The organism is Pseudomonas sp. GL-RE-26, from assembly GCF_019956275.1.
Lineage (GTDB): Bacteria > Pseudomonadota > Gammaproteobacteria > Pseudomonadales > Pseudomonadaceae > Aquipseudomonas > Aquipseudomonas grandcourensis.
In genome coordinates this window covers 1-6,211 of record NZ_JAHBDI010000063.1, presented here as the reverse complement: position 1 = coordinate 6,211, position 6,211 = coordinate 1, and the positions used below count along the sequence as shown (strand labels likewise).

The following is a 6,211-nucleotide window of genomic DNA, read 5'->3' as shown; positions in this document are numbered from 1 at the left end:
CTTAACACCGGCACCCCGGCCGGCAGAGCCGCCAGCGCGCCTCGCCCGCCTGCGTCGTCCCCCCCAGGATGTCGCTCCTGCGACCGCCGTCATCGAGCAAGGTGTGGTCGGCTTGCCCGCAGAACCGCCGGCCTCTGACCACACCCGGATCGATTTCATTCACTCCACCGCCAGGGATTCCTCAAGCCAGCGCCTGTTGAATGCATTGCTCGAGCTCAAGGTCGCCTGGCCCGTCCAGGTGCCCGCCCCCGTTGAAATCGGCATGTTCAAGGGGCTGTACCGTATCGACCATCAATGGCATGCCTCGCTGGGCGGATTGTTGTTCAAGGTCAGTATCGTTCCAGGGTTCGGCGACGTTTACATCATTCACCCCGAAAAGCCGCTCCATCCCGGCTTCAAGCTCAAGACCGACGGACAAGGCAGATGGTCGCTGGACACGGGCCTGAAGCTGCAGGGCGGTGGTCCCAAGAATCGACTCAAAGCCAAACTGGCGGAATTAGACAAGAAACGTGAGCAAGCCACCGTCGAGGTCAACCGAATCGGTGGCACCGTATCGACGCTGGCAAGACAGGCAAAGGAAATGGACCGGCAACTGGAAGCCGCAAGAATCGCGTACGACAGCGCCGACAACGAACTGCAAACCGCCCGCATACGGCTTCGCGCATCGCCCGAGGATCAGGCCCTCCAGGGCGACCATCGGCTCAAGGCCATTGATCGATCCCGCAGCCGACTGGATTTCCAGGTATTGCAGGAAAGAGATCAGGTCATTGTCGATCAGTTGATCCAGGCCCGTCGCGATTTGATCCAGGCCTATCGACAACTCAAGGACGTTGACGTGCGCTTCGAATACGAGGCAAAAGCGATCGGCGAGTACACCGCGATCCTGTCCTCCTACGGACTGAGGATCTATCGGCTGGCGACCCTCTACCTGGCCAGCTTCGTTTCCGAGCAAGGCGAGTCGCTGATCGAGTTGCAACACAACAGCAATGACATCGAAACCGCCCAGCGCATGTACGACCTTCTGGAAAACCTTTTTGCCTCCTCCGAGCGACATACCCAGGCAATCATCACGCAGGATGGGGTTCTGACAGAGCTTGCGCAGGACTTCAAGACCGGGCCGGCACAACGCCTGAAATACCTCAAAAGCCATCCTGACCGAAGGTTTTCCAACCGAGTCACCGCCTTCCTCGAGTCGCTCGACGTACTCAACATCTTGAGCATCGACACCACCGTCGAGGCGAAAACCCCGCAGGAGCAGTACTTTCTCAAGGTACATGAAGACCGTCTGGGCGCCATGTCAGCGCTCGAAGACTCCCATCTGGAGCTGCTGAGCACGGATGGTTTTACCTCCCAGGAGCGCAAGGACGTCCTGATCAACCTGATCAGGCACTACAAAAGACGCCTGCAGATCAACACTTCACTGCTGGAGCTTGAGTCGCCGTTGATCCGACCCCGCTATATGGCGCTGCTGATGGAGCGTCTGGAGATCGTACGGGACAATGCCGAGAGCGAACTGGCCGATCTGCTGCGCGAGGACGAATTTCTGCCGGTATTGCCCGCCCCCCTCAAACCCGTCAAAGCACCGTCGAAGACCAAACGGGTGTTCAAGTCACGGGATAACGGCGCCCTGGTGGGAGAGCTGGAACCGGCGAGCACTGGCATGCCGTTTCCGACAATCGTCACCCGAAACCCGGTCACCCTCCAGGTCAGTGGACGGTTCATGGAGCACCCCAATGAGGGGTGGGTCGAAATTGTCGAAGCCGCGCCGGTGCGGCCTGTGCACGCCGCGCAACCGCGTACTGTTGCCGCGCTACGCACGGAGGGGCAGCGACTGATCGACGAAATCCCCGCCATTGAGCGTTCAATCGAATTTCAGAAAAGAAAGCTCAGTGATCCGCAACGGCGGGATGAACTCAACCCCCGCGACTGGAGCGATATGCTGGAACACCAGGCCGAACGGATCGAAACGCTGGCCAGCGAACTGGAGCACGCCCAGCCAGGCAATCCGCAAATCAGCAACGAGCTTGAATCATTGCGCAACACCGCCAGCGAAACCCGGCTCAAAGGCCAGCAACATTGCATCAAGGGATACAAGGCCCAACGACCCCGACAGGAAAGCATCGAGTACCTTCGCGATCGCCAGGCGGTGGACATCGGGCTGGTACAGGCACTCAAGCGGACGGCCGCCAAAGACTATCTGACGGAATTCGCCATTCGGGAGAAAAACTCGGAGACGGTGCTGTGGTACGCGCATTTCCACTACGCCCAGGCGAACAGCGCGCCCTCGACCTACACCATCGCCCACCTCAAACGCCCCGAACATCGCTTCATGACCCTCAAGGATCTGATTGCCCAAGCCGGGCCGGACAACAAGGTGATCATCCGCGACCTCTACAGCCCCATTACCCCACCACGGGATCAAAGGCTGTTCCTGGACCTGCTGCCTGTTCGTTAGTCGAGTCGACAGCTGCGAATTACGCCGCCAGAAACGTCGAAAGCCGCGCCTTTTCAGGTCGCGGCTTTCGGTGTCAGAGCAACGAAACGGTCAGTGGGCGAACAACGAGTTGCCCTTCTGCCCCGCCAGTTTCTCCGGTTTGATCAGGAACCGCGCCAGTGCCGGCAACAGCCACAGCGCACCGAACATGTTCCACAGCAGCATGAAGGTCAGCATCAGGCCCATGTCGGCCTGGAACTTGATGGCCGAGAAGATCCAGGTGCACACGCCGATGGCCAGGCACAGTCCGGTGAACAACACCGCCTTGCCGGTGGACTTCAGCGTCTGGTAGTACGCCTCTTGCAGCGGCAGCCCGGCACGCAGGAAGCTTTCCAGGCGGCTGTAGATGTAGATGCCGTAGTCCACGCCGATACCCACCCCGAGCGCCACGACCGGCAGGGTCGCGACCTTCACGCCGATGCCCATGAAGGCCATCAGGGCATTGCCGAGTACCGAGGTCAGCACCAGCGGCAGCACGATGCACAAGGTCGCCGCCCACGAACGGAAGGTGATCAAGCACATGACCGCCACACAGATGTACACCAGGATCAGGATGGTCAGTTCGGACTTCTTGATCACCTCGTTGGTGGCTGCCTCGATCCCGGCGTTACCGGCCGCGAGGATGAACTCCAGGCCTTCCTTGTTGTTTTCCTTGGCGAATTCCTGCACCGCATGCACCGCGCGATCCAGGGTCTCGGCCTTGTGATCGTTGAGGAACACCAGCACCGGCGCCAGGGAGCAGCTGTTGTTGTACAGGCCGTCAGCACGGGCAATAGAGTTGTTCAGCACGTCAGGGTTACGCGACAGGGTTTCCCATTTCAGGTTGCCCTCGTTCATGCCCTTGATCATTTGCTTGGACACGGTCACCAGGGAAATCGCCGACTGCACGCCCTCGGTGTTCTGCATCTTCCACATCAGCTCGTCGATCGGCGCCATGGCTTCGTAGCGCGAGCAGCCTTCGGACTTGGTCTTGACCATCACCACCAATACGTCGGAGCTGGTGGAGTAGTTGTTGATGATGAAGTTGTTGTCCTTGTTGTAGCGCGAGTCCGGACGCAGCTCCGGGGCACCCTGGTCGAGGTCGCCGATTTTCAGGTTCTGGCTGTACCACAGGCCGCCGCCAAAGGCGATCAGCGCCAGCAGAACGGAAACCGGGGCCACTTTCGCACTGGCGAAGTTCGACAGCAGACGCCAGAACGGGTGTTCGCGCACCGCATCTTTCTTGCTGCGGTCGACGGCACGCTTGCTGATGCCGACATAGGAAATCGCCACCGGCAGCAGGATCAGGTTGGTGAACACGATCACCGCCACGCCGATGGACGCGCCGATGGCCAGCTCACGGATCACACCGATATCGATGATCAGCAGCGTGATGAAACCCACCGCATCCGCGAGGATCGCGATCATCCCCGGCAGGAACAATTGACGGAAGGTGCGACGCGCTGCCGTCAGGGCGTTGTCCGCCTCGCTCGATTGCAGGGCGATCCCGTTGATCTTTTGCACGCCGTGGGAAATACCGATGGCGAAGATCAGGAACGGCACCAGCATCGAATAGGGGTCGAGCCCGAAGCCGAAGAAGTGCATCAGGCCCAGTTGCCAGACCACCGCCACCAGCGTCGTGCTCAACACGGCGACGGTACTGCGCAGGCAGTTGGTGAACCACAGCAGGAGGATCAGGGTGATGACGAAGGCGATGCCGAAGAACATCACCACCATCACCAGGCCATCGATCAGGTCACCGACTTTCTTGGCGAAACCGACGATGTGGATCTTCACGTTCGGGTTCTGCGCTTCGAACTTGGTGCGGATCTTGTCCTCAAGCTCGTGGGAGAACTGGCGATAGTCCAGCGCCAGCAGCTTGCCCTGGTCCTGCGGGTCCGGGTAGGACTCCAGCAACGGAATGTCGACGATGCTCGACTTGAAGTCGTTGGACACCAACCGCCCGACCTGACCGGACTTGAGTACGTTGTTGCGCAGCAAGTCGAGGCTGGCCTGGGAGCCGTTGTAGCTCTGCGGAATCACTTCGCCGCCGGCGAAGCCCTCTTCGGTCACTTCGGTCCAGCGAACGCTCGGGCTCCACAGCGACTTGAGGCCGGAACGGTCGACACCGGAGATGTAGAACACCTCGTCGTTGATCTGACGCAGGGTCTCCATGTACTCCTTGGAGAAGATGTCGCCATCGGTGGCTTCCACCGAGATCCGCACGGTGTTGCCCAGGTTCGCTAGATCGTTGCGGTGCTCCATCATCTTCTGGATGAAGGGGTGCTCCAGCGGGATCATTTTTTCGAAGCTGGTGGACGGACGGATCAGCGTCGCCTGCCAGAACAGGAAAATACTGACCAGCAGACAGATCGTGATCACTGCCGGGCGGTTGTTGAAGATCAGGCGCTCGAGGAACGTCGCCTTGTCCTGGTGATGAGTACTCAAGGAAGTCATAGCTCCGCCTTCTTATTATTAACCCGGCTCATTTGCCCGACTCGGTGCCGTTCGGCGAAGTGACGCGAACGCCGCCCTGCCCGGCCAGAACCAGATTGCCATTGCCTGCCGCCGTCACTGCCGAGACCGAAATACGGTCCGGACGGTTGACCACCTTGAAGGTTTCGCCATTGTCGCTGCTGCGAATCACCGAGCCGCCGTTGCCGACGATCACGATGGAACCGTCATCGAGCAGCGTGCCGCCGGACAGCCCGAACTCCAGGTCGCCACGTTCAGCCTTGAGCTCGACCTGGTCCCAGGTGGTGCCGAAATCCGTGGAACGGTAAAGGTTGCCGCGCAGTCCGTAGGCCAGCAGCGTATTGGGCTGCGCCGTGCCGATCACGCCGAACAGCGAGCCTTCGTACGGACCTTCGAGCTTCTCCCAGGTCTGGCCCCAGTCCGCGGAGCGGAACATGCTGCCCTGCTCGCCGACGATGAACAGCCCGGTGTCCTTGACCGCGGCAATCGCGTTCAGGTGGTACTGGTCTTCGTTGTCCAGGCGGTCGCTGGCGTCTTCCCAATGCTTGCCACCGTCGGTGGTTTCCATCAGCGAGCCGTAAGCGCCCACGGCAAAGCCGCTGTCGACGTCCTTGAACCAGACATCGAGCAGCGGCGATTCGCGTTTCAGATCTTCGAATTGCTTGGTCCAGGTCGCGCCGCCGTCCTCGCTGGCGAGGATCTGCGCGTCATGGCCGACGGCCCAGCCGTGCTTGTCGTCGACGAAAAACACCGACGTCAGCAGGGCCCGGGTCGGGACCTTGGCCTGGGCCCAGGTAGCGCCCTGGTCATCGGAATACAGGATGTGCCCACGATCCCCGACCGCCACCAGGCGCTTGCCGGCGTGGACGACATCGAGCATCAGGCTTTTGGCAGCCTTGGCAGATTCAATGGAATAAACAACGTCGGATGCTGGCGCCGACGCGGCCAGCGCAGGCGCCGACAGCATGGCAGAGCCCAACAGCGAGAGCGCTGTGGCCAGCAACGCGAATTTGCGTAGTGCCGGCGGGCGGCAGATACCCACACCCATGACAGGCTCACTCATAAACCTTCCCCCATTATTATTGTTAGGTCGTTCAACCTTTCTGGGCGCCGCAAGGGTGCGTGTCTGGACCGGCTGTTTCAGAGCATAGTCCTGAAACCCGCAATCCAGAGCCCCTTCGGAAGCTGGCCTATCCTATCGGTGTTTTTTAATGTCTGACAATCGACGCCACGTTATGTTTTGTTAACCGGGGGGGATGGGGG

Annotated in this window: 2 protein-coding genes and 1 pseudogene; 1 reads left to right on the top strand and 2 read right to left on the bottom strand. The window is 60.2% G+C overall.

What is annotated here, in order from left to right:
• A pseudogene (locus tag KGB07_RS25540) lies at positions 1-2,455 on the top strand (hypothetical protein); the annotation flags it as partial.
• Positions 2,456-2,545: 90 nt separating this feature from the next.
• Here KGB07_RS25540 and KGB07_RS25535 read toward each other — a convergent pair.
• Positions 2,546-4,930, bottom strand: coding sequence for an efflux RND transporter permease subunit (locus tag KGB07_RS25535; protein WP_046037185.1), 2,385 nt, complete (start codon positions 4,928-4,930; stop codon positions 2,546-2,548).
• A gap of 28 nt (positions 4,931-4,958) precedes the next feature.
• Positions 4,959-6,011: a WD40/YVTN/BNR-like repeat-containing protein gene (locus tag KGB07_RS25530; RefSeq protein ID WP_223466908.1), complete on the bottom strand. Its 1,053-nt coding sequence runs from the start codon at positions 6,009-6,011 to the stop codon at positions 4,959-4,961.
• Positions 6,012-6,211 lie beyond the last annotated feature (200 nt).

Bases quoted from the DNA above. Each gene is read 5' to 3' on its own strand.
- KGB07_RS25535 (WP_046037185.1), bottom strand. From the start codon at position 4,930: ATGACTTCCTTGAGTACTCATCACCAGGACAAGGCGACGTTCCTCGAG.
- KGB07_RS25530 (WP_223466908.1), bottom strand. From the start codon at position 6,011: ATGAGTGAGCCTGTCATGGGTGTGGGTATCTGCCGCCCGCCGGCACTA.